General features: G+C 68.9%; 22 protein-coding genes. 13 read left to right on the top strand and 9 right to left on the bottom strand.

Features of this window, described 5'->3' with window-relative positions:
* Nucleotides 1–50: 50 nt before the first annotated feature.
* From ACE3SG_RS25260 to ACE3SG_RS25250, 3 genes are read right to left on the bottom strand one after another with little or no spacing between them, the layout of a single operon-like run.
* Complete coding sequence (locus ACE3SG_RS25260) at nucleotides 51–437, bottom strand: response regulator (RefSeq protein ID WP_374569008.1); 387 nt, start codon at nucleotides 435–437, stop codon at nucleotides 51–53.
* On the bottom strand, nucleotides 434–1,417 hold the full coding sequence (locus tag ACE3SG_RS25255; protein WP_374569007.1) for an MDR family oxidoreductase: 984 nt from the start codon (nucleotides 1,415–1,417) through the stop codon (nucleotides 434–436). Before ACE3SG_RS25255 ends, ACE3SG_RS25260 begins: the two co-directional genes overlap by 4 nt.
* Nucleotides 1,417–1,740, bottom strand: coding sequence for a 2Fe-2S iron-sulfur cluster-binding protein (locus ACE3SG_RS25250; RefSeq protein WP_374569006.1), 324 nt, complete (start codon nucleotides 1,738–1,740; stop codon nucleotides 1,417–1,419). Before ACE3SG_RS25250 ends, ACE3SG_RS25255 begins: the two co-directional genes overlap by 1 nt.
* A gap of 51 nt (nucleotides 1,741–1,791) precedes the next feature.
* Between ACE3SG_RS25250 and ACE3SG_RS25245 the strand changes: the two genes are divergently transcribed.
* The 5 genes from ACE3SG_RS25245 (at nucleotide 1,792) to htpG (ending at nucleotide 7,810) form a co-directional block, all read left to right on the top strand.
* Nucleotides 1,792–2,958, top strand: coding sequence for a CaiB/BaiF CoA transferase family protein (locus ACE3SG_RS25245; protein ID WP_374569005.1), 1,167 nt, complete (start codon nucleotides 1,792–1,794; stop codon nucleotides 2,956–2,958).
* Complete coding sequence (locus tag ACE3SG_RS25240) at nucleotides 2,955–4,658, top strand: MBL fold metallo-hydrolase (RefSeq protein ID WP_374569004.1); 1,704 nt, start codon at nucleotides 2,955–2,957, stop codon at nucleotides 4,656–4,658. Before ACE3SG_RS25245 ends, ACE3SG_RS25240 begins: the two co-directional genes overlap by 4 nt.
* A gap of 49 nt (nucleotides 4,659–4,707) precedes the next feature.
* Nucleotides 4,708–5,142, top strand: a complete 435-nt coding sequence (locus ACE3SG_RS25235) for a GNAT family N-acetyltransferase (protein ID WP_374569003.1) — start codon at nucleotides 4,708–4,710, stop codon at nucleotides 5,140–5,142.
* Between the two features lie 42 nt (nucleotides 5,143–5,184).
* Nucleotides 5,185–5,760, top strand: a complete 576-nt coding sequence (locus ACE3SG_RS25230; protein WP_374569002.1) for a hypothetical protein — start codon at nucleotides 5,185–5,187, stop codon at nucleotides 5,758–5,760.
* Nucleotides 5,761–5,929: 169 nt separating this feature from the next.
* Entirely contained in the window at nucleotides 5,930–7,810 is a 1,881-nt protein-coding gene (gene htpG, locus ACE3SG_RS25225) for a molecular chaperone HtpG (RefSeq protein WP_374569001.1), read from the top strand.
* Here the strand turns inward: htpG and ACE3SG_RS25220 are convergent.
* The gene (locus tag ACE3SG_RS25220) at nucleotides 7,807–8,850 is read right to left on the bottom strand and encodes a serine/threonine protein kinase (protein WP_374569000.1); all 1,044 of its coding nucleotides are present in this window, start codon (nucleotides 8,848–8,850) and stop codon (nucleotides 7,807–7,809) included. The genes htpG and ACE3SG_RS25220 overlap by 4 nt on opposite strands.
* Nucleotides 8,851–8,892: 42 nt before the next feature.
* A complete protein-coding gene (locus ACE3SG_RS25215; RefSeq protein ID WP_374568999.1) occupies nucleotides 8,893–9,474 on the bottom strand; it encodes an N-acetyltransferase family protein in 582 nt (193 codons plus the stop codon).
* Nucleotides 9,475–9,979: 505 nt separating this feature from the next.
* Here ACE3SG_RS25215 and rplM point away from each other — a divergent pair.
* From rplM to erpA, 5 genes are all read left to right on the top strand, one after another.
* A complete protein-coding gene (rplM, locus tag ACE3SG_RS25210; RefSeq protein ID WP_341426655.1) occupies nucleotides 9,980–10,408 on the top strand; it encodes a 50S ribosomal protein L13 in 429 nt (142 codons plus the stop codon).
* Between the two features lie 9 nt (nucleotides 10,409–10,417).
* Entirely contained in the window at nucleotides 10,418–10,810 is a 393-nt protein-coding gene (rpsI, locus tag ACE3SG_RS25205) for a 30S ribosomal protein S9 (protein WP_374568998.1), read from the top strand.
* An 89-nt stretch (nucleotides 10,811–10,899) separates the two neighbouring features.
* Entirely contained in the window at nucleotides 10,900–11,622 is a 723-nt protein-coding gene (locus ACE3SG_RS25200) for a DUF6776 family protein (RefSeq protein WP_374568997.1), read from the top strand.
* A 73-nt stretch (nucleotides 11,623–11,695) separates the two neighbouring features.
* Nucleotides 11,696–12,094: a polymer-forming cytoskeletal protein gene (locus ACE3SG_RS25195; protein ID WP_374568996.1), complete on the top strand. Its 399-nt coding sequence runs from the start codon at nucleotides 11,696–11,698 to the stop codon at nucleotides 12,092–12,094.
* Between the two features lie 52 nt (nucleotides 12,095–12,146).
* Nucleotides 12,147–12,521 (top strand): iron-sulfur cluster insertion protein ErpA, encoded by a 375-nt coding sequence (gene erpA / locus ACE3SG_RS25190; RefSeq protein ID WP_374568995.1) that lies wholly within the window; start codon nucleotides 12,147–12,149, stop codon nucleotides 12,519–12,521.
* Between the two features lie 63 nt (nucleotides 12,522–12,584).
* Here erpA and ACE3SG_RS25185 read toward each other — a convergent pair whose 3' ends face one another.
* Complete coding sequence (locus tag ACE3SG_RS25185; RefSeq protein ID WP_374568994.1) at nucleotides 12,585–12,980, bottom strand: RidA family protein; 396 nt, start codon at nucleotides 12,978–12,980, stop codon at nucleotides 12,585–12,587.
* A 150-nt stretch (nucleotides 12,981–13,130) separates the two neighbouring features.
* Entirely contained in the window at nucleotides 13,131–14,771 is a 1,641-nt protein-coding gene (locus ACE3SG_RS25180) for a benzoate-CoA ligase family protein (protein WP_374568993.1), read from the bottom strand.
* 147 nt (nucleotides 14,772–14,918) lie between these two features.
* Between ACE3SG_RS25180 and kynB the strand changes: the two genes are divergently transcribed.
* Genes kynB through kynA form a run of 3 tightly spaced genes read left to right on the top strand, consistent with a single transcriptional unit; the run spans nucleotide 14,919 to nucleotide 17,717 of the window.
* Nucleotides 14,919–15,548, top strand: coding sequence for an arylformamidase (gene kynB, locus ACE3SG_RS25175; protein WP_374568992.1), 630 nt, complete (start codon nucleotides 14,919–14,921; stop codon nucleotides 15,546–15,548).
* A 7-nt stretch (nucleotides 15,549–15,555) separates the two neighbouring features.
* Nucleotides 15,556–16,845 (top strand): kynureninase, encoded by a 1,290-nt coding sequence (gene kynU / locus ACE3SG_RS25170; RefSeq protein WP_374568991.1) that lies wholly within the window; start codon nucleotides 15,556–15,558, stop codon nucleotides 16,843–16,845.
* Entirely contained in the window at nucleotides 16,842–17,717 is an 876-nt protein-coding gene (gene kynA, locus ACE3SG_RS25165) for a tryptophan 2,3-dioxygenase (protein ID WP_374568990.1), read from the top strand. Before kynU ends, kynA begins: the two co-directional genes overlap by 4 nt.
* A 147-nt stretch (nucleotides 17,718–17,864) precedes the next feature.
* Here kynA and ACE3SG_RS25160 read toward each other — a convergent pair whose 3' ends face one another.
* Together ACE3SG_RS25160 and ACE3SG_RS25155 are read right to left on the bottom strand one after the other, a co-directional pair.
* On the bottom strand, nucleotides 17,865–18,989 hold the full coding sequence (locus ACE3SG_RS25160) for an ABC transporter substrate-binding protein (protein WP_374568989.1): 1,125 nt from the start codon (nucleotides 18,987–18,989) through the stop codon (nucleotides 17,865–17,867).
* 28 nt (nucleotides 18,990–19,017) lie between these two features.
* A complete protein-coding gene (locus ACE3SG_RS25155; RefSeq protein WP_374568988.1) occupies nucleotides 19,018–20,073 on the bottom strand; it encodes an ABC transporter substrate-binding protein in 1,056 nt (351 codons plus the stop codon).
* Nucleotides 20,074–20,320: the final 247 nt, after the last annotated feature.

Genomic DNA, 20,320 nt, shown 5'->3' with positions numbered 1-20,320 from the left:
GCGCGAGCCCCCTCGGGGGGCAGGCCCCCAGAGGGGCCGTGGGGGCTAATTCACCCCGCCCTGACGAGCTGCATCAGCTTGCGGATGTCGATCGGCTTGGTGAACCAGTGGTCGACCAGGTCGAAGGTCGCGGCCACGGTCTTGTCGGCCGGGCTGCCGCCGGTGATCGCGATCAGCACGATGTCGTTGCCGTGGCGGTCGCGCAGGCGCTGGGCCAGGGTCAGGCCGTCGAGGCCCGGCATCTGGATGTCCAGCAGCACGCAGTGCGGCTCGAAGCTTTCGATCAGGTCCAGCGCGCTCAGGCCGTCGCTGGCCGAGCGCACCACGCAGCCGTGGTCTTCCAGCGCGGCGACCAGCGAGGCGACCGCGTCCGGGTAGTCGTCGATCACGACGATGCGGGTCTCGTCGTCGTCGCTGCGGTCGGCGGTGTCGCTCATCGGTGCACGTCCACCACGGTGCGCCCGCGGATGCGGCCGGCGAGCAGGTCGTTGCTGGCCTGCACGATGTCGCTCAGCGCCACCTCGTGCGTCATCTGTGCCAGCTGAGCCGGCTTCAGGTGGGCGGCCAGCAGCGCCCAGGCCTGCTCGCGCGCCGGGTTGGGCTGGAACACGCAGTTGACGCCATACAACGTGACGCCGCGCAGGATGAACGGCATCACCGTGCCCGGCAGGTCGCTGCCGCCGGCCAGGCCGCAGCCGGCGACGGCGCCGTTCCAGCGGGTCTGCGCCAGCGCATTGACCAGCGTGTGGCTGCCCACCGAGTCGACCACGCCGGCCCAGCGCTCGCTCTGCAGCGGCTTGCCGGGTGACGACAGTTCGTGGCGGTCGACGATGTGGCGCGCCCCCATCAGCCGCAGGTAGTCGGCTTCCTGCGGGCGGCCGGTGGACGCGGTGACGGCGTAGCCCAGGCCGGCCAGCAGCGCCACCGCCACCGAGCCGACGCCGCCGGTCGCGCCGGTGACCAGCACGTCGCCGTCGCCGGGCTTCAGGCCGTGTTTTTGCAGTGCCATCACGCACAGCGCGGCGGTGTAGCCGGCGGTGGCCACCACCATCGAGTCGCGCGTGGTGAACGGTTCGGGCAGGCGCAGCAGCCAGCCGGCCTTCAGGCTGGCTTTCTCGGCCAACCCACCCCAGACGGTTTCGCCCATGCCCCAGCCATTGACGACCACGCGGTCACCCACCTGCCAGGCCGCGTCGGTGCTGTGCTCGACCACGCCGGCCAGGTCGATGCCCGGCACCATCGGCCAGCTGCGCACGATCGCACCGCGCCCGGTCACCGCCAGCGCGTCCTTGTAGTTGAGGCTCGAATAGTCGACGCGCACCCGCACATCGCCCGGCGGCAGCTCGGCCTCGTCCAGCGCGACGAACGCCGCGTGGGTCTGCTTGTCTTGCTGGGTCAGCATCAGGGCTTTGAACATCAGGTCATCTCCGGTGGCAATTGCGGTGCCCTGCTGGCGAACGGCGCGTCGATCGTCACGTCGCCGTCGGGCAGCGCCACGCAGGGCAGGATCCAGCCCTCGGCCTTTTCTTCGGCCAGCAGGCCGGGCCAGTCAATGCGGTAGTGCACGGCGCCTTGCAGCAGTTTGCATCGGCAGGCGCGGCAGCTGCCGTTGCGGCACGAGCGCGGCAGGCGCACCCCCGCGGCCTGAGCCGCTTCGAGCAGGCTCTGGCCTGGGGCGATGGGCACCACCCAGCCTTGCGGCGCGATGAGCAAACTAGGGGAGGGGGAGCGCGCTTGCACCGGCCCGATGCTAGCCTTCCCATCCCGAAATGACGACAAGGCGCAGGAGCCATGGGCCCTTTGCATGGACTGCGGGTGATCGAGCTGGCCAGCATCGGGCCGGGCCCGATGTGCGCGATGCTGTTGGCCGACCTCGGCGCCGAGGTGGTGCGAATCGACCGGCTCGAGCCGAGCGGGCTGGGCGTGCCGGTCGACACCCGCTTCGACGTGCCCGGTCGCAGCCGGCGCTCGATCGCGCTCGACCTCAAGAGCGACGGTGGCCGCGAGGCCGCGCGCCGGCTGATCGGCTCGGCCGATGTGCTGATCGAAGGCTGGCGCCCCGGCGTGGCCGAGCGCCTGGGGCTGGGGCCCGAAGACTGCCACGCCCGCCACCCCGGCCTCGTCTACGGCCGCATGACCGGCTACGGCCAGAGCGGCCCGCTGGCGCAGACGGCCGGCCACGACATCAACTACATCGCGCTGACCGGTGCGCTGCACGCCATCGGCGGCCACGAGGGCCCGAAGGCGCCGGTGCCGCCGCTGAACCTGGTCGGCGACTATGGTGGCGGTGCGCTGTACCTCGCGGTCGGCGTGCTGGCGGCGCTGTTCGAGCGCCAGCGCTCGGGCCGCGGCCAGGTGGTCGATGCGGCGATGGTCGACGGCGTCGGCTCGCTGATGGCGCTGTTCCACGGCCTGGCCGCCGGCGGGCTGTGGGACGAGAAGCAGCGCGCCGCCAACCTGCTGGACGGCGGCGCGCCGTTCTACGCCACCTACGAGACGGCCGATGGCGGCTGGCTGGCGGTCGGTGCGCTGGAGCCGAAGTTCTTTGCCGAGCTGGCGCAGCGCATCGGGCTGGACGCACGTTTCGTGCAGCGCCAATACGACCGCCGGCTGTGGCCCGAGATGCGCGAAGCGCTGGCCACCCTGCTGCGCGGGCGAACCCGTGACGAGTGGGCGGCGGTGTTCGACGGCAGCGATGCCTGCGTCACGCCGGTGCTGTCGATGACCGAGGCCATGCAGCACCCGCAGGCGCAGCAGCGCCAGTCGTTCGTCGAGGTCGACGGTGTGGCGCAGCCGGCCCCGGCGCCGCGCTTTGGCCGCAGCCGGCCCGGCGCGCCGCGGCCGGCGCCGGCGATCGGCCAGCACACCCGCGAGCTGCTGGCCGAGGCCGGCTACAGCGAGGCCGAGATCGCCACGCTGCTGGCAGCAGGAAGCGCCAGGCAGACAATGCCGGCATGAGTGCCATCGCCGCTGTTGACAAGCCCGCCCGCCCCGACGATCGCGACGCCGAGGGCGCCCGCCGCGCCGCCAGCGTGATCGTGCTGCGTGACGGCGCCGACGGCGCGCCCGAGGTGCTGCTGCTGCGCCGCGCCGAGCGCGCCGACGACATGCGCAGTGGGGTCTGGGTCTTCCCCGGCGGCGTGCTCGATGCCGAAGACGAAACCTTGGCGGCCCGTTGTGATGGCGACACCGAGGCCCACGCGAACGAGCGGCTGGGCCTGGACACTGGCGCGCTGGCCTACAGCGTGGCGGCGCTGCGCGAGTGCTTCGAAGAGGTCGGCCTGCTGTATGCCAGTGCCGGCGATGTCGACGGCGCCGCGCGTGAGCGCGCGCTGGTGCGCCGCGGCGAAGATTTCGTCGCGCTGTGCGAGCGCCACCACCTGCGGCTGGACGCCGGCGCCTTGGCCTACCACAGCCACTGGCTCACACCGCCGGGCATGCCCAAGCGTTTCGACACCCGCTTCTTCGTCGCCCGCGCACCGCAAGGCCAGGCGCCGGTCGTCGACGCGGGCGAGGCGCTCGAGGCGGCCTGGTTGACGCCGGCGCAGGCGTTGGAAAAACAGCGGGCCCTGAAGCTGCTGCCGGTGACCCGCGAAACGCTGAAAGACCTGGCCCGCTTCGCCAGCGTGGCTGACTGCCTGGCCGATGCCCGCGCCCGCCGCCAGCCGCCGCGCATGATGCCGCGCCTGGGCCGCGACGCCGCCGGCAAGGTGCGGCCCGTGCTGCCCGGCGAATGGGCCTATGCCGAGATCGCGCGGCTCGACCCGCCGGGCCTGGGCAACGTCTGTTTCGAGCTGCCGGCGCTGCAGCCGGTGCGCCTGTCCGACCGGGTCACCCGCATCACCTGTGCCAACGGCTCGGTGATGACCGGCCCCGGCACCAACACCTACCTGGTTCGCTCGCCCGGCAGCCAGGAGGTGACAGTGCTCGACCCCGGCCCTGCCGACGCCCACACCGACGACCACCTGCAGGCGGTGGTGGCAGCCGCGGCACCGGGCAAGATCGTGCGCATCGTCGTCACCCACACCCACAAAGACCATTCGCCGGCCGCGCTGCGGCTGGCGGCCTTGACCGGTGCGCCGCTGATCGGCCGCGTCGCCGCGCACCCCGAATGGCAGGACACCACCTTCCACCCGCAGCACACGCCGGTCGACGGCGAGCGCCTGGCGCTGGGCCCTGGCGCCACGTTGCGCGCGGTGGCCACGCCGGGCCATGCGTCGAACCATGTCTGCTGGCTGCTCGAAGAAGAAGGGCTGCTGTTCACCGGCGACCATGTGATGCAGGGCTCGACCGTCGTCATCAACCCGCCGGACGGCGACATGGCGACCTACCTCGCGTCGCTGGAAAAGCTGCTGGCGATCGACGGCCTGCAGTGGTTCGCGCCCGGCCACGGTTTCCTGATGGCAGAGCCGCAGGCCGAGGTGCGCAGGCTGGTGCTGCACCGCCTGGCGCGCGAGGCCAAGGTCGCGGCCGCGCTGCAGGCGGCCGCCAGCAGCACCGCAGAGGAGCTGGTGCCGACCGTGTACGGCGACGTGCCGAGCTCGCGCCATGCGATCGCGGCGCGCTCGCTGACGGCCCACCTGATCAAGCTCGAGCAAGACGGCCGCGCCGCCCGTGAGGCCGGGCTCTGGCATTGGCGGCAAGAGGCCCGCGCATGAGCGGCGGCGGCTGCGTGGCGCAGCGGGTGGCGGCCAGCCCCAAGCGCGAATGACGAGCCCCTTGGCGCTCACGGTTCACGACCAGCCCTGGCGCGAGGCTGCGCGGGTCGTCGACGAGGGCCTGGGCCAGGCCAACGAACAGGCCGCGCCCTTGCACGAGGTGCAGGCCTTGCAGTGTTTCGTCTGCACGCCCGCGGGCGAGGTGGTGGGCGGCGCCGTCGGCCGCACCTGGGGCCGCTGCGCCGAGCTGCAGCAGCTGTGGGTCTCGCCTGCGCTGCGCCGCCAGGGGCTGGGCGCGCGGCTGGTGCGCGCGTTCGAGCAACGGGCGTCCGAGCGTGGGTGCCGGCTGTGTTACCTGGAGACCTTCAGCTTCCAGGCACCGGCGTTGTACCGTTCGCTCGGCTACGAGGCCGTGGCCACGATCGAAGGTTTTGGCGACGGCATCACCAAGCACCTGATGACGCATGCATGGCCGGCGCCCTGAGCGCCGAGCGTTGAAACGAGGAACACGACCGTGGGTTATGCCTTGTCCTGGTTAGCAGTGCGCGGCAGGTTGCCCGAGCAGGTGCTGGCCGACCTGAACGCCACGCCGACCGGCGCCGAGATCGACTTCGCCGAGCGGCGCCTGGGCGGGTGCCGGCTGCGCAGCGGCTGGTACGCCGTCTTCGCCAAGCAGACCGACCACGCGTGGATGGATCCCGACACGCTGGGCCTGCTGTCGGCCAGCGCCGAGTTGCTGGCCTGCACGGTCGACGAGCACCGGCTGTTCACCAGCGCCGAGCTGTGGCGCGCCGGCGAGCAGGTCTGGCAGGTGTTGCACGACGGCCAGCAAGGGTACGACCACCTGCGCATCGTCGGCCAGCCGCCGCCGCCCTTTGCCGGCATCGCGGTCGACCACCGCCGGTTGCAAGCCGCGGCCGGCGGCGCCAAGGCGGCGATCGACCACCTGTTCCAGGTGCCGCCGAAGCTGGCGCAGCGCGTGACCGGCTTCAAGCACGACGAGGGCGACGCCGGCGCCGAGGCGCGCTGGGCCGAGCTGCACGACGGGCCGGTGCTGCCCAAGCCCGCCGAGGCGCCCAAGCCGTGGTGGAAACGCTGGTGAGCCCACCACCCACCATGTGCGTGGGCTAGACTCGCGCCCCGCTGTCGTTGCGGGCTCGGTGGGGGCTTGAAAGCCTGCCGGGCCGGCCCCATGTCCCGCCGGTGCGCGCCGCTTGCCGTTGTGTTGCGTTGCTGGCGCGCCTGACCCGCCAACCCTGTCGCCAACCACCATGAGCAAGCACACCCACGCCTTCCAGGCCGAAGTCAAGCAGATCCTGCACCTCGTCACCCACTCGCTGTACTCCAACAAGGAGATCTTCCTGCGCGAGCTGGTGTCCAATGCGTCCGACGCCTGCGACAAGCTGCGCTTCGAGGCGCTCGACAAGCCCGAGCTGTTCGAAGACCAGCCCAACCTCGAGATCCGGGTGCTGTTCGACGCCGAGGCGAAGACGGTCACGATCCGTGACAACGGCGTCGGCATGAGCGCGGAAGAAGCCGCGGCCCACCTGGGCACGATCGCCAAGAGCGGCACGCGCGAGTTCATGGCCAAGCTCGAAGGCGACAAGAAGAAAGACGCCAACCTGATCGGCCAGTTCGGCGTCGGCTTCTACTCGGGCTTCATCGTCGCCGACCGCATCACGGTCGAATCGCGCCGCGCCGGCCTGCCCGCCAGCGAAGGCGTGCGCTGGAGCTCGGAAGGCACCGGCGAGTACGACCTGGAGACGATCGACAAGCCCGTGCGCGGCACCGACGTGATCCTGCACCTGCGCGACGAAGAGGCCGAGTTCCTGGCTGCTTGGAAGTTGCGTTCGATCATCTCGAAGTACTCCGACCACATCTCGCTGCCGATCCTGATGCGCAAGGAGGAGTGGGACAAGGACGCCGCCAAGTACGTCGCCAAGGACGAGTGGGAAACCGTCAACAAGGCCGCGGCGCTGTGGGCCCGGCCCAAGAGCGAGGTCACCGACGCCGAGTACCAGGAGTTCTACAAGCAGCTGAGCTACGACGCGCAAGCGCCGCTGGCCTACACCCACAACCGGGTCGAGGGCCGCAGCGAATACACCCAGCTGCTGTACATCCCGGCCAAGGCGCCGTACGACCTGTGGAACCGCGACAAGCGCGGCGGCGTCAAGCTCTACGTCAAGCGCGTCTTCATCATGGACGACGCCGAGGCGCTGATGCCGGTCTACCTGCGCTTCGTGAAGGGCGTGATCGACTCGGCCGACCTGCCGCTGAACGTCAGCCGCGAGCTGCTGCAGGAAAGCCGCGACGTGAAGGCGATCCGCGAAGGCTCGACCAAGCGCGTGCTGGGCATGCTCGAAAGCCTGGCCGACAGCGACTCGGCCGACGACAAGGCCAAGTACCAGGCGTTCTGGAACGAGTTCGGCGCGGTGCTGAAAGAAGGCATCGGCGAAGACCACCAGAACCAGGAGCGCCTGGCCAAGCTGTTCCGCTTCGCCTCGACCCACGCCGACGAAGGCGTGTCGCTGGCCGACTACGTCAAGCGCATGAAGGAAGGCCAGGAGGTGATCTACGTGATCACCGCCGACACGCTGGCCGCCGCCAAGTCCAGCCCGCAGCTCGAGATCTTCCGAAAGAAGGGCCTGGAGGTGCTGCTGCTGACCGACCGCGTCGACGAGTGGCTGCTGTCGCACCTGCACGAGTTCGACGGCCACACGCTGCAAAGCGTGGCCAAGGGCGCGTTCGACCTCGGCAAGCTGCAGGACGAAGAAGAGAAGAAGCAGGCCGAGGCGGTGGCCGAAGCCTTCAAGCCGGTGCTGGAGCGCTTGAAAGAGACGCTGAAGGACCGCGCCAAGGACGTGCGCGTGACGACCCGCCTGGTCGACTCACCCGCCTGCCTGGTCGTCGAAGAGGGCGACATGAGCGCCCACCTGGCGCGCCTGCTGAAGCAGGCCGGCCAGGACGCACCGTCGTCCAAGCCGGTGCTCGAAGTGAACCCCGAACACGCGCTGGTCAAGCGCCTGGACAGCGACCCGCGCTTCGACGACCTGGCGCAGATCCTGTTCGACCAGGCGCTGCTGGCCGAGGGTGGGCAACTCGAGAACCCGGCGGCGTATGTGCAGCGGGTGACGAAGCTGCTGGCGTCCTAACCTGACGAGTCCTGCATCCGCTCGACCTGCTCGCGCAGGTCGGCGGCCTGCTGGCTCCAGTACGACGGGCTGGCGAACCACGGGAATGCGATCGGGAAGGCCGGGTCGCGCCAGCGTTCGGCCAGCCAGGCGCTGTGGTGGACCATGCGCAGTGTGCGCAGCGGCTCGATCAGCAGCAGCTCGCGGTCGTCGAAATCCATGAAGTCGCGGTAGCCGTCGAGCAGGTGGTGCAGCGCGGCGTCGACGGCGCTGCGCTCCCCGGGCAGCAGCATCCACAGGTCCTGGATCGCCGGGCCGGTGCAGCAGTCGTCGAGGTCGACGAAATGCGGGCCGGCGCCCACGCCTTCGTCGCGCCACAGCACGTTGCCAGCGTGGCAGTCGCCGTGCAGGCGCAGGTGGCGGATCGTGCCCAGGCGCTCGAACGCACGGTCGACCTCTTCCAGGGCCGTGGCGCTGGCGTTGATCCAGCCGCGGTCGATCTCGGGGTCGACGAAGCCCAGCTCGATCAGGCGCTGGCGCGGCTGGTGGCCGAAGGTCTGGGCGTCGAGCGTGCGGCGGTGGCTGAACCGGCCGCGGGCGCCCACCTGGTGCATGCGGGCCAGCAGACGGCCGGTCCAGGCCAGGGTGTCGGGCCGTTCCAGCTCGGGGGCGCGGCCGGCCCAGCGTTCGCTGACCGCGAGCCGGAAGACGCGGCCCGGGGCGGCCTCGTAGTGGCCGAGCGTCGGCGTCTCGGCCGACACCGTCATCGCCGGGCCGGCCGCCACCAAGGGCAGCGGCGGCACGATCGGCAGCTCGGCCTCGGCCAGCTCGGCCGCGAAGCGGTGTTCTTCGGCGATCTGCGCGTCGCTCCAGCGGCCGGGGCGGTAGAACTTGGCGACGACCACGCGGCCATCGTCCAGCGGCACCTGGTAGACCCGGTTTTCGTACGAGTTCAGCTGCAGCAGCCGACCGTCGCAGGGAAAGCCGGCGTCCTGCAGTGCCCCCAGCACGGTGGCGGGGTCCAGGTCGGCGTAGGGCGCTTCGGTGCGGTGCTCGGACATCGGCGCATGGTAAGCGCCGCGTGCCCGAGGGTTATTCGAGTGCTATTCGATCGTCGAATCGCGCACCTTGCGGATGCCGGCCTTGATTTCGCCGAACAGGTGGCGCAGCTGGTCCACCCGCTGGGCGTTGCTCTTGAGCTGGTAGTCGATCTCGGCCGCCTGGCTCTCGACCATTTCCTCGATCACCGAGCCCAGGGTCTCGGGCGGCAGCCGCAGCCGGGCTTCGGCCTCGCCGCCTTCACGCTCGACCGTGGCGCCGGCCTTGCGCACGATCTTCAGCATGGCGGCGTTTTCGCTCAGCGCATGGATGATCATCGTGTCGACCCCGCGGTTGCGGGCGTGCAGCATCGCGTGGTCGAACAGCCGCGCGCCGTAGCCGCGGCCGCGGGCCTTGGGCAGCACCGACACGCCGAATTCGGCCGCCTGGCGCAGCCGGTTCGAATTCGGCAGGTAGGCCAGGTGGGCCTGCGCGATCAGCTCCAGCCGGCGGTTGAAGATGCCGAACACCTCGTCGCGATCGAAGTCGAGCAGGTCGACATAGCGGCTGACCTGGACGTCGCTGGCCGCATAGCCAAAGCGCAGGTAGCGGTCCTCCGGGGCCAGCGACAGCAAGTGAGCAAGCACTCTCGGCCGATGGCGTTGCGCCAGGGAGCGGATCGGAATCCACCGGAAAACGTCTGGCGCGGTGGTGGCCGGGGGAGTGGCCGCGGTGGTGGCCGTATGGCTGCCCGGGGGCTGCGTGGTGTGCGGGGTGGGCACGGCGGCAGGCTCGGGGCGATCTTCGGGTTGGCCCATGAATGGCCCTCCAGGATCTTGGTGATAACCCTAGTCTATCGGGGTCCATTAAGGAGCGGGCTCCAATGCCCTGCGATGGTGACGACCCGCCCGCTTGGCGAACCGGTCGACTGCGGTATACTCGCGGGCTTTCCCGTTATTCGGCGGGGAGAACGGGCTTTGCCCGTGTGGTGTGGGCCTTCGGGCCATGCGCGCCGCGCGGCCAAGGTACCCGGTGTGCCTGAGAGGTCGCCGGCCGGGCCTGCTGTTGAAGCGGGCCGGGCCTCCAAGCGGCGCCGAAGGAAGCCGGACGAGCCGTTCAGACAGCCGTTTTTTCTCTCATCAAGAGACCCTCATGAAGACCTTCAGCGCCAAGCCGGCCGAAGTGACGCACGAGTGGCTTGTGATTGACGCCACCGACAAGGTGCTCGGACGTGTTGCCAGCGAAGTGGCACTCCGTTTGCGCGGCAAGCACAAGGCCATCTACACGCCTCACGTCGACACCGGTGATTTCATCATCGTCCTGAACGCCGACAAGATCCGCGTCACTGGCAACAAGGCCAATGACAAGATCTACTACCGTCACTCGGGCTTCCCCGGCGGCATCTACGCCACGAAGTTCAAGGACATGCAAGCCAAGCATCCGGGCCGCGCCCTGGAGAAGGCCGTCAAGGGCATGCTGCCCAAGGGCCCGCTCGGCTACGCGATGATCAAGAAGCTGAAGGTGTACGCGGGCGACACGCACCCGCACGCCGCCCAGCAGCCCAAGGCGCTGGAAATCTAAGGAGCGGTGATGATCGGTAATTGGAACTATGGCACCGGCCGCCGCAAGTCTTCGGTCGCCCGCGTGTTCATCAAGAAGGGCACCGGCCAGATCGTCGTCAACGGCAAGGCCGTCGACGAATATTTCGGCCGTCAGACCTCGATCATGATCGTCAAGCAGCCGCTGCTGCTGACGGGCAATGGCGAGGCCTTCGACATCAAGGTGAACGTGCACGGTGGCGGTGAATCCGGCCAGGCCGGCGCCGTCCGCCACGGCATCACCCGCGCGCTGATCGACTACGACGCGGCGCTGAAGCCTGACCTGAGCCGTGCTGGCTTCGTGACGCGTGACGCGCGTGAAGTCGAACGTAAGAAGGTCGGTCTGCACGGCGCTCGTCGCCGCAAGCAGTTCAGCAAGCGGTAATCTCCGCCTCAACGACACGTTCGTTGTACCAACGAAAGGCCGCTCATGCGGCCTTTCGCGTCTTCAGGCCCCGTTCACCTCCGGACACGATGCGCTTCAAGCTGTTGCGTCGCCGCCTGTCGATCAGTGCTCCGCGCATGATCGTGCGCAGCCATCTGCCCTGGCCGCTGCGCTGGGCCCTGTACGCGGTCGCGCTGGGTTTCTCGGCCGCCATCGCCTTGTGGGCCTTCGAGTTCGGCAAGGACATCGCCGGCCTGGACCGTGGTTCGAAGGCAGAAGTGGCCCGGCTCAAGGCCGAGCTGGACGGCCTGAAGGACGAGTCGGAGCGTGCCCAGGCGATCGCCAACACCGCAGACAGCCTGCTGAAGGCTGAAAAGGTGGCGCAAGAGCGGCTGGCCGCGCAGCTGAAGCAGGCCGAGGCCGAAAACCTGGCGTTGAAGGCCGATCTGGGCTTCTTCGAGCGCCTGCTGCCGGTTGCCGGGGGCGCCGCGTCGGGCAGCGCGCTGGCGGTGCGGGGCTTCCAGGTCGAGCCGGCCACGGCGGGCCAGTTGCGCTACCAGTTGCTGGTGATGCAGAACGGCCGGCCGGCGGTGCCCTTCGAGGGGCGATACGAGTTGACGATGAATGGCCAGCTCAACGGCGAGCCTTGGTCGGCCAGCCTGCCGGGCGGTGCCAAACCGCTGCAGGTGAAACAGTATGCACGCGTCGAAGGGCGCATCGACCACCCCGAGGGGGCCGTGGTAAAAACCGTGCAAGTGAGGGTGTTGAACGGCTCAGGTGCCGTCATGGCCACGCAGATGGCCAAGCTTTGAGGCGGCCCAGCGCCGGTGCACGCGGCGCGACGAAGGCACGCGACGAGTTGGGAAAGCAGCAAAGGACACACCCATGTGGTTCAGCAAGAAACAACCCCCCATCCGCAGCCTGATCGGTGAAGGCACGGCCGTTCATGGCGAACTGCGTTTTGGCGACGGCCTGCGCATCGATGGTGAGGTCCACGGCGACGTGATCGCCGCCGGCGACCGCCCGACCTTGCTCGTGATCAGCGAAAATGCCCGGGTGCACGGCAAGGTGATCGCCGGGCATGTGATCATCAACGGGCAGATCGTGGGCCCTGTGCATTCGACCGAGTTGCTGGAAATCCAGCCCAAGGCACGAATTGCCGGCGAAGTTCGCTACGAAACCCTTGAAATGCACCAGGGCGCCACCATCGATGGTGAACTGCGTCACCATTCGAGCCAGGGCGAAAAACCCGCGCTGATCCTGGCGGCTTCGAACGACGCATGATGATTGCCCTGATCCCGAGCTGAAGAATTGACCTGTTCCCGAAGGAAGTCCTATGAGCGCCCTGGCCGAATCCACCACCCTTGACGCCGGCGTGATGCCCGCCCCGATCCTGTTCACCGACAGCGCCGCCGCCAAGGTGGCCGACCTGGTGGCCGAAGAGGGCAACCCCGACCTGAAGCTGCGCGTGTTCGTGCAGGGGGGCGGCTGCTCGGGCTTCCAGTACGGCTTCACCTTCGACGAGATCGTCAATGAAGACGACACCCAGATGAGCAAGAACGGTGTCACCTTGCTGATCGATGCGATGAGCCTGCAGTATCTGATGGGCGCCGAGATCGACTACAAGGAAGACCTGCAGGGTGCCCAGTTCGTGATCAAGAACCCGAACGCGTCGACGACCTGCGGCTGCGGGTCGAGCTTCTCGGTCTGATCAGCCCCTGCACACGACAACGGCCACCTTTGGGTGGCCGTTGTCATTTCCCCTTGGGGTTTCTCAGCCCGGGATGACCGCCGTCACCTCGATCTCGACCTTCGCCCGCGACTCGATCAGCGCCGCCACCTGCACCGCGGTCATCGCGATCGCGTAAGAGCCGATCGTGTCGCGGAACACCGCGCCGATCTCCTTGCCGCGGGCCAGGTACTCGCTGCGGTCGACCAGGTACCAGGTCATGCGCACGATGTGGTCGGGCGTGGCGCCAGCCTCGGCCAGCACCGCGATCACGTTCAGCAACGCCTGCCGGGTCTGCTCGACCAGGTCGTCGCTGTCGAACGCGCAGTCGGCGTTCCAGCCGATCTGGCCGGCGACGAAGACCTGCGTGCCGCGGGCGGCCACGCCGTTGACGTAGCCGCGTGGCGGCGCCCAGTGCGCCGGCTGAAGAACCTTGTGCATCGTTGTTCCTTTGTTCAATGGCTTCGCGGGCGAATTCGCGGCGGGGCGGTGCGGCACTCCAACCCGATCAAGGGGTTTGCGCGGATCCGGCTTTGCCGGGCCGCTGCAGAAGCCTCCATGGGGGCAGCGACCGGAGGAAGCGTGGGGGCATCATGTCGCGCGCAGGCGGAAGCGCTGCAGCTTGCCGGTTTCGGTGCGGGGCAGTTGTGCGAGGTATTCGATCGCCCGCGGGTACTTGTACGGCGCGATCGACTGCTTGACGAAGTCCTGCAGCGTCTTGGTCATCGCCTCGTCGCCCTGGTGGCCGGGCTTCAGCACGACGAAGGCCTTGACAATCTGGCCGCGGTCGGCGTCGGCCAGGCCGATCACGCCGCATTCGGCCACGGCGGGGTGCAGCAGCAGCGCGCTTTCGACTTCGGGCCCGGCAATGTTGTAGCCGCCGCTGATGATCATGTCGTCGGTGCGGGCCTGGTAGACGTACTGCCCGTCGGTGTCGACCAGGTAGGCGTCGCCGGTCAGGTTCCAGCCGTTCTGCACATACTGGCGCTGGCGCTCGTCGGCCAGGTATTTGCAGCCCGTCGGGCCTTTGACGGCGAGCCGGCCGACTTGGCCCGGTGGCAGGGGGCGCCCTTCGTCGTCGACGATGCAGGCGCGGTAGCCGGGCACCGGCGTGCCCGTTGCGCCGGGGCGCGCATGGGCCTCGTCGGCCGAGATGAAGATGTGCAGCATCTCGGTCGAGCCGATGCCGTCGATGATCTCGATGCCGGTGGCGTCGCGCCAGAGCTGGCGGGTGGCGGCGGGCAGCGCTTCGCCGGCCGAGACACACTTGCGCAGCGTGCCCAGGTCGTGCTTCGGCCCGCCGTTGGCCCTGGCCATGGCGATCGCGCGGTACGAGGTGGGGGCAGTGAAGCACACGGTCGCGCGGTAGCGCTCGACCGCCGCCGGCAGCGTGTCCGGCGTGGCCTTCTCGATCAGCACCGTCGAGGCGCCGACCGACATCGGGAACAGCAGCAGGCCGCCCAGCCCGAAGGTGAAGGCCAGCGGCGGGCTGCCGATGAAGACATCGTCGCGCGTGGCGCGCAGCACATGCGCCGGCCAGCAGGCGCAGGCCGCCATCACGTCGCGGTGGAAGTGCATCGTCGCCTTCGGCGTGCCGGTGGTGCCCGAGGTGAAGGCCATCAGGCACACGTCGTCGGCCGAGGTGGCGACGGCGTCGAAACGGTCGGGCCGCCGCGCGGCGCGGGCCTCCAGCGCGTCGGGGGCGTCGCTGTGGAATAGCACGACCTCGCGCAGGCTCGCCGCGCCGCCATCGGCACGCGCCAGCTGCAGCTCTTCGGCCAGCCGCGCGTCGCACAGCGCAAGGCTGATCTGCGCCTTGTCGACGATCTGCTTCAGCTCCTTGGCGCGCAGCAGCGGCATCGAGCCGACCGCAATGCCGCCGGCCTTGACCACGGCCAGCCAGCAGGCCGCCAGCATCGGCGTGTTCGCACCGCGCAGCAGCACGCGGTTGCCGCTGACCAGGCCGAGGCCGTCGACCAGCTCGTTGGCGATGCGGTTGACCTGGCTTTGCAGCTCGGCATAGGTCCAGCGCACACCCTCGCCCTGGATCGCCAGGCGCCCACCATCACCCTGCGCCACGCGGGCGTCGAGCAGGGCCGCTGCGCAGTTGAGGTGATCGGCAAAGCGCAGCTCGGGCAAGTCGAACACCAGCTCGGGCCATTGCTCCAGCGGGGGCAGGCGGTCGCGTGCGAACGAATCGGCAAGGGCGCTGGGCAGCAGCGGCAACGGCATGGAACGGGCTCCCAGGTTGGGCTGACCAAAATCTATGGCGAATTACTTCACTTGTCAACTATTCAGGTCTATACTTTTTCCGAACCCGGCCTGATGCGACCCTGCGTCGCCTTGCCGCCGCCTGACCCCTCGCCCTATGCTGGCCCGATGAGCAAACGCCTCTGGGACATTTCGCCTCCCGTGCATGCCGGTGCCCCGGTGTTCCCGGGCGACACCGCCTACCGCCAGGAATGGGTCGCGACGATCGCGCCGGGGTGCCCGGTCAATGTGTCGGCGATCACGATGTCGCCGCATGTCGGCGCGCACGCCGATGCGCCGCTGCACTACGACCCCGAAGGCGCGCCGATCGGTGCCGTCGACCTGCTGCCTTACCTGGGCCGCTGCCGCGTGATCCATGCGATCGGCTGCGGCCCACTGGTGCGCGCCGAGCATGTGGCGCATGCATTGGCCGACCTGCCGCCGCGCGTGCTGCTGCGCACCTACCAGCAGGCGCCGCAGGACCACTTCGACAACGACCTGCCGGCCTTCGACGCCGCGGTGATCGAGGCGTTTGCCGAGCGCGGCGTGCTGCTCGTCGGCATCGATTCGTCCAGCGTCGACCCGGCGGCGAGCAAGGACCTGCCCAGCCACCAGGTGCTGCGGCGGCGCCAGGTTCGCGTGCTCGAAAACCTGGTGCTCGACGATGTGCCCGAGGGCGACTACGAGCTGATCGCCTTGCCTTTGAAACTGACCACTGCGGACGCCTCGCCGGTGCGCGCGGTGCTACGCGAGCTGTGAGCCCACGATGACCGAAGCCCTGACCCGACCCGATTGCGCCGCGCTCGACGCGGCCGACCCCTTGCGCGACCTGCGCGCGCTGTTCACGCTGCCCGACGGCGTGAACTACCTCGACGGCAACTCGCTCGGCGTGATGCCCGCCACCGCGCCGGCGCGGGCCGCGCAGGTGGTGCAGCAGGAGTGGGGCGAAGGCCTGATTCGCAGCTGGAACACCGCCGGCTGGATCACGCTGCCGCAGCGCGTGGGCGACAAGATCGGCCGCCTGGTCGGCGCGAAGCCGGGCGAGTTGGTGGTGGCCGATTCCACCTCGATCAATCTCTACAAGGTGCTCAGCGCCGCGATCGAGATCGCCAGGCAGGACCACCCGGGCCGCCGGGTGATCCTGTCCGAGCGCAGCAACTTTCCGACCGACCTCTACATCGCGCAGTCGCTGGCCCAGCAGCACGGTTTCGAGCTTGAGCTGGCCACGGGCGAGCAGATCGCCGCGCGGCTGGACGAGCGCGTCGCGGTGCTGATGCTGACGCAGGTCAACTACCGTACCGGTGCGCTGCACGACATGGCGGCGCTGACCGCGCAGGCGCACCGCGTGGGCGCGTTGGCGCTGTGGGACCTGGCCCATTCGGCCGGCGCGCTGCCGGTCGACCTGAACGGCGCCGACGCCGACTTCTCCATCGGCTGCGGCTACAAATACCTCAACGGCGGCCCCGGTGCACCGGCATTCGTCTGGGCGCACCCTCGTCATGCGAGCCGCTTCTGGCAACCGCTGTCGGGCTGGATGGGGCATGCGTCGCCCTTCACCTTCGACACCGACTACCGGCCGGCCGAGGGGGTGTCGCGCTACCTGTGCGGCACGCCGTCGGTGCTCGGCATGTCGGTGCTCGAATGTGGTGTCGACACGTTGCTGGCGGCCGAGCCGATCGGCGGCATGGCGGCGCTGCGCGACAAATCGCTCGCGCTGACCGATCTGTTCCTGGCCCAGGTCGATGCGCGCTGCGCCGGCCACGGCCTGCGCTCGGTCACACCCGCCGATCGACAACGCCGCGGCAGCCAGGTGTCGCTGGCTTGCCCCGGCGTGTCGGGCTATGCGGTGATGCAGGCGCTGATCGCGCGCGGCGTGATCGGCGACTTCCGCGCCGGTGACGGCTCGGACGCCGAGCCCGACCTGCTGCGCTTCGGCTTCACGCCGCTGTACACCCGTTTCGTCGACGTGTTCGATGCGGTCACTGCGCTGGCCGAGATCCTGTCGACCGAGCAATGGCGCGAAGCGCGCTTCAACCAAAAGGCGGCCGTGACATGAGTTGTCCGATGCATGACAAGAGCGAAGTCGCCGCCGGCGGCGGCGAGGCCATCGTGCGCGAAGAGGGGGCCCAGCTCGACTTCTCGCGCGACATGAGCTATGGCGACTACCTGCACCTCGACGCGGTGCTCAACGCCCAGCACCCACTGTCGCCCGACCACAACGAGATGCTGTTCATCGTGCAGCACCAGACCAGCGAGCTGTGGATGAAGCTGATGCTGCACGAGCTGCATGCGGCGGTGGCGGCGATCGCGGCCGACCGGTTGCCGCCCGCGTTCAAGATGCTGGCCCGGGTCTCGAAGATCATGGAACAGCTGGTCCATGCCTGGGACGTGCTGGCGACGATGACGCCCCCCGAGTACTCGGCGATCCGGCCGTACCTGGCGCAGTCCAGCGGCTTTCAGAGCTGGCAGTACCGCTGCATCGAGTTCAGCCTGGGCAACAAGAACGCCGCGATGCTGAAGCCGCATTCGCACCGACCCGACCTGCTGGCCATCGTCGAGGCGGCGTGGCGGGCGCCCTCGCTGTACGACGAATCGCTGCGCCTGCTGGCGCGCCGCGGCATCGCCGTGCCGGCCAGCCACCTGCAGCGCGACTGGACCCAGCCTTACGTGGCCGACGATGGTGTCGAGCAGGCCTGGCTGCAGGTCTATCGGCAGCCCGAGGCGAACTGGGACCTGTACCAGCTCGGCGAAGAGTTGACCGACCTCGAAGACGCGTTCCGCCTCTGGCGCTTCCGTCATGTGACCACTGTCGAGCGGGTGATCGGCTTCAAGCGTGGCACCGGTGGCACCGGTGGCGTGAGCTACCTGCGCAAGATGCTCGACACGGTGCTGTTCCCCGAAATCTGGAAACTCCGCACGAGTCTTTGATGTTCCGCTTCGCTCGGCCGTGCCCAGACGGTCTGAGCGCGCGCAGCGCCGCTCACCTTCCAGTGGCGTGCGCGGATCCGGCTTTGCCGGTCCGCTGCGCGAGCCCCCACGGGGGGCAGCCCGCCGGAGCGGGCGTGGGGGCCAATTTCAACCAGCTATCCGGCCGAAGCGGTCGACGACCACCAGGTCCACGTACTGCGAGCCCTGGCTGCTGCCCGACTCGTAGGCCACGCGGTAGCCGCCCAGGTCGACCTTCAGGTTGGCCAGTGCGTCGCGGATGCGCTGGCGGTTGGGGTCGCCGCCGCGCTGGGCCGCCTGGCGCGCGGCCTCGACGGCCACGCGCCCGGCGATGTAGCCTTCGAGCACGGTCACACCCATCTTCGCGCTGGCGTTGATGGCCGCCACGTCGCGCGTGCATTGCGACACCACGCCGATGCCCAGCGCGGTGGGCCGCGGCACCACCAGGCTCATCACGACGCTGCGGCCGACCGACGGCACGCCGTTGATCAGGTCCTGCCCCGCCAGCGAGGTGGCGAAGAACATGCCGGGAAACCCGCCGTCGTTCATGATCTTCATGATCGCCAGCACAGGGGCCGCGTTCGTGGTGAAGAAGACGCAGTCGAGCTTGGCGTCGAGCAGTTGCTTCGCCGCCACCTCGATGCCCTTGATGTTGCGATCGACGCCCAGGGCGATCGGCGGCTTGATGCCGGCGCTGTCCATCACCGCCGTCATCGTCGCCAGGTTGATCTTCGAGGTGTCTTGCAGGTACACGTAGCCGACCTTCTTGAAGCCGAAGGTCTTCACGTAATTGATCATCTGCCGGTACTCGATGTCGTAGCCGGCCCGCACGTGCGCCGTGCCCACCTGGCCACTGCCGCGGATGCCCATGTTGCCGCTGGCCGTGCCGATCATCGCCATCTGGTGCTCTTGCAGCAGCGGCAGGCAGTCCTGGGCGCCGATGCCGTTGGTGAAGCCCACCAGCGCCGCGGCGCCCACGTCGATCAGGCTCTTGGCATTGGCGACCACGCGCTCCTTGACGCCACCGTCGTCCAGCGCCAGCAGCTCGAAGCTCAGGCCGTTGGCGCCTTCGGCCTTGTTCGCCGCCATCAGGGCGGCATTGAGGCCGAGGTTGACGTCCTTGCCGTACTGCGTCTGCGTGCCGGTCAGCGAGGCCGACTGGCCGATTCGCACCGCCTTGCCGGCGGCAAAGCCCAGGTGGGGCAGGGTGGCGCAACTTGCAGCGCCGGCGATCATGAATTGGCGGCGTTGCATGCTGCGCTCCCTTGATCAGTCCGAAAGATCAGCCGACGAGGCGGCCATAACGGTCGACGGCCATCAGGTCGACGAACTTGGAGCCTTGCGTGCCACCGCCGAAATCGACGCGGAAGCCACCCAGGTCGGTGCGCAGCCCGGCCAGCACTTCGCCGAAGCGGGCCCGGCTCAGCCGGCCGCTGTTGATCGCCGAGTGCGATGCCTCGACGGCGATGCGGCCGACGATGTAGCCCTCGAGCGTGGTCACGCCCAGGCGCGCCCCGTTGTTCAGCAACGCCAGGTCGCGCTGGCACTGGTTGACCACCGGCGTGCCCAGGCTCGACGGGCGCGGCACCACCAGGCTCATCACGCAGCCTTGCTGGCGAGCGACAAGCTTGTCGATCAGCGTCTGGCCCGAGTACGACGAGGCGTAGTACAGGCCGGGGTACTTGGCGGCCGACATCAGCTCGATGATCTTGGCGATCGGCTCGGCATTGGTCGTGAACATCACGCAGTCGGGCCGGTTGGCCAGCAGCTCGCGTGCCGCAGCCTCGAAGTTGCTCGCGTTGCGGTCGATCGCCACGATCACCTTCGGCGTCATGCCGACATCGGCCAGTGACTGCTTCAGCGAATTCAGGTTGCTGGCCGCCGCATCGGCCATGTAGACGATGCCCACGCGTTGCAGGCCGAAGTCCTTCGCATAACCAATCATGCGGCGGTACTCGGCGTCGTGGCCGACGCGCACGTTGTAGACGTTCTTGACGTTGCTGCCGCGCAGGCCCAGGTTGCCGCTGGCCGTGCCGAGCAGCGGCAGGCGCGAATCCTCGAACACCGGCAGGCTGGCCTCGGCGCCGACGCCGCTGGTCAGCCCGATCAATGCGATCGTGTCGGTTTCCGCCAGCGCCAGCACGTTCTTCATGCAGCTGGCGCGCAGGCCGCCATCGTCCAGGCAGTTCAGCTCGAAGCGAACGCCGTTGTTCTGCGCATTCGCGGCAGCGAAGGCGGCGGCGATGCCGCTGCGCATGTCCTGCCCGTAGGTGGCCTGGCCACCGGAGAGTGAGGCCGATTGGCCGAATCGAACGACGCGGGTGTCCGCGCGGCTCACCAGGGGCCATGCCCCCATCGAAGTGCCCACGCCCACAGCCGTAGCTGCAGACAAAGCCTGCACGAAGGATCTTCTCTGCATGACGCGCTCCCTGATGAATACAAACGTGCGTCGTTGCCGTTTGTGACGGTGTCGTCGTCCTTGCCGAGGCTGCTTTAAGCGCTGCGTAGGTCCGATTACGTTTGCTACATATGGTTACGAATGCGAAAATGGCGAACCATTCGGCAGACGGCCTTCCCAGCATGGG

Source organism: Ideonella sp. (assembly GCF_041914305.1).
Lineage (GTDB): Bacteria > Pseudomonadota > Gammaproteobacteria > Burkholderiales > Burkholderiaceae_C > Ideonella.
This window is presented reverse-complemented; position numbering and strand designations above follow the sequence as displayed.

What these genes read in the sequence shown, in the direction of transcription:
- kynB (WP_374568992.1), top strand. Translation starts at nt 14,919, where the DNA reads ATGAGCAAACGCCTCTGGGACATTTCGCCTCCCGTGCATGCCGGTGCC.
- ACE3SG_RS25200 (WP_374568997.1), top strand. Translation starts at nt 10,900, where the DNA reads ATGCGCTTCAAGCTGTTGCGTCGCCGCCTGTCGATCAGTGCTCCGCGC.
- ACE3SG_RS25160 (WP_374568989.1), bottom strand. Translation starts at nt 18,989, where the DNA reads ATGCAACGCCGCCAATTCATGATCGCCGGCGCTGCAAGTTGCGCCACC.
- rplM (WP_341426655.1), top strand. Translation starts at nt 9,980, where the DNA reads ATGAAGACCTTCAGCGCCAAGCCGGCCGAAGTGACGCACGAGTGGCTT.
- ACE3SG_RS25180 (WP_374568993.1), bottom strand. Translation starts at nt 14,771, where the DNA reads ATGCCGTTGCCGCTGCTGCCCAGCGCCCTTGCCGATTCGTTCGCACGC.
- erpA (WP_374568995.1), top strand. Translation starts at nt 12,147, where the DNA reads ATGAGCGCCCTGGCCGAATCCACCACCCTTGACGCCGGCGTGATGCCC.
- rpsI (WP_374568998.1), top strand. Translation starts at nt 10,418, where the DNA reads ATGATCGGTAATTGGAACTATGGCACCGGCCGCCGCAAGTCTTCGGTC.
- htpG (WP_374569001.1), top strand. Translation starts at nt 5,930, where the DNA reads ATGAGCAAGCACACCCACGCCTTCCAGGCCGAAGTCAAGCAGATCCTG.
- ACE3SG_RS25240 (WP_374569004.1), top strand. Translation starts at nt 2,955, where the DNA reads ATGAGTGCCATCGCCGCTGTTGACAAGCCCGCCCGCCCCGACGATCGC.
- ACE3SG_RS25260 (WP_374569008.1), bottom strand. Translation starts at nt 437, where the DNA reads ATGAGCGACACCGCCGACCGCAGCGACGACGACGAGACCCGCATCGTC.
- ACE3SG_RS25235 (WP_374569003.1), top strand. Translation starts at nt 4,708, where the DNA reads ATGACGAGCCCCTTGGCGCTCACGGTTCACGACCAGCCCTGGCGCGAG.
- ACE3SG_RS25220 (WP_374569000.1), bottom strand. Translation starts at nt 8,850, where the DNA reads ATGTCCGAGCACCGCACCGAAGCGCCCTACGCCGACCTGGACCCCGCC.
- kynU (WP_374568991.1), top strand. Translation starts at nt 15,556, where the DNA reads ATGACCGAAGCCCTGACCCGACCCGATTGCGCCGCGCTCGACGCGGCC.
- ACE3SG_RS25195 (WP_374568996.1), top strand. Translation starts at nt 11,696, where the DNA reads ATGTGGTTCAGCAAGAAACAACCCCCCATCCGCAGCCTGATCGGTGAA.
- ACE3SG_RS25245 (WP_374569005.1), top strand. Translation starts at nt 1,792, where the DNA reads ATGGGCCCTTTGCATGGACTGCGGGTGATCGAGCTGGCCAGCATCGGG.
- ACE3SG_RS25255 (WP_374569007.1), bottom strand. Translation starts at nt 1,417, where the DNA reads ATGTTCAAAGCCCTGATGCTGACCCAGCAAGACAAGCAGACCCACGCG.
- kynA (WP_374568990.1), top strand. Translation starts at nt 16,842, where the DNA reads ATGAGTTGTCCGATGCATGACAAGAGCGAAGTCGCCGCCGGCGGCGGC.
- ACE3SG_RS25185 (WP_374568994.1), bottom strand. Translation starts at nt 12,980, where the DNA reads ATGCACAAGGTTCTTCAGCCGGCGCACTGGGCGCCGCCACGCGGCTAC.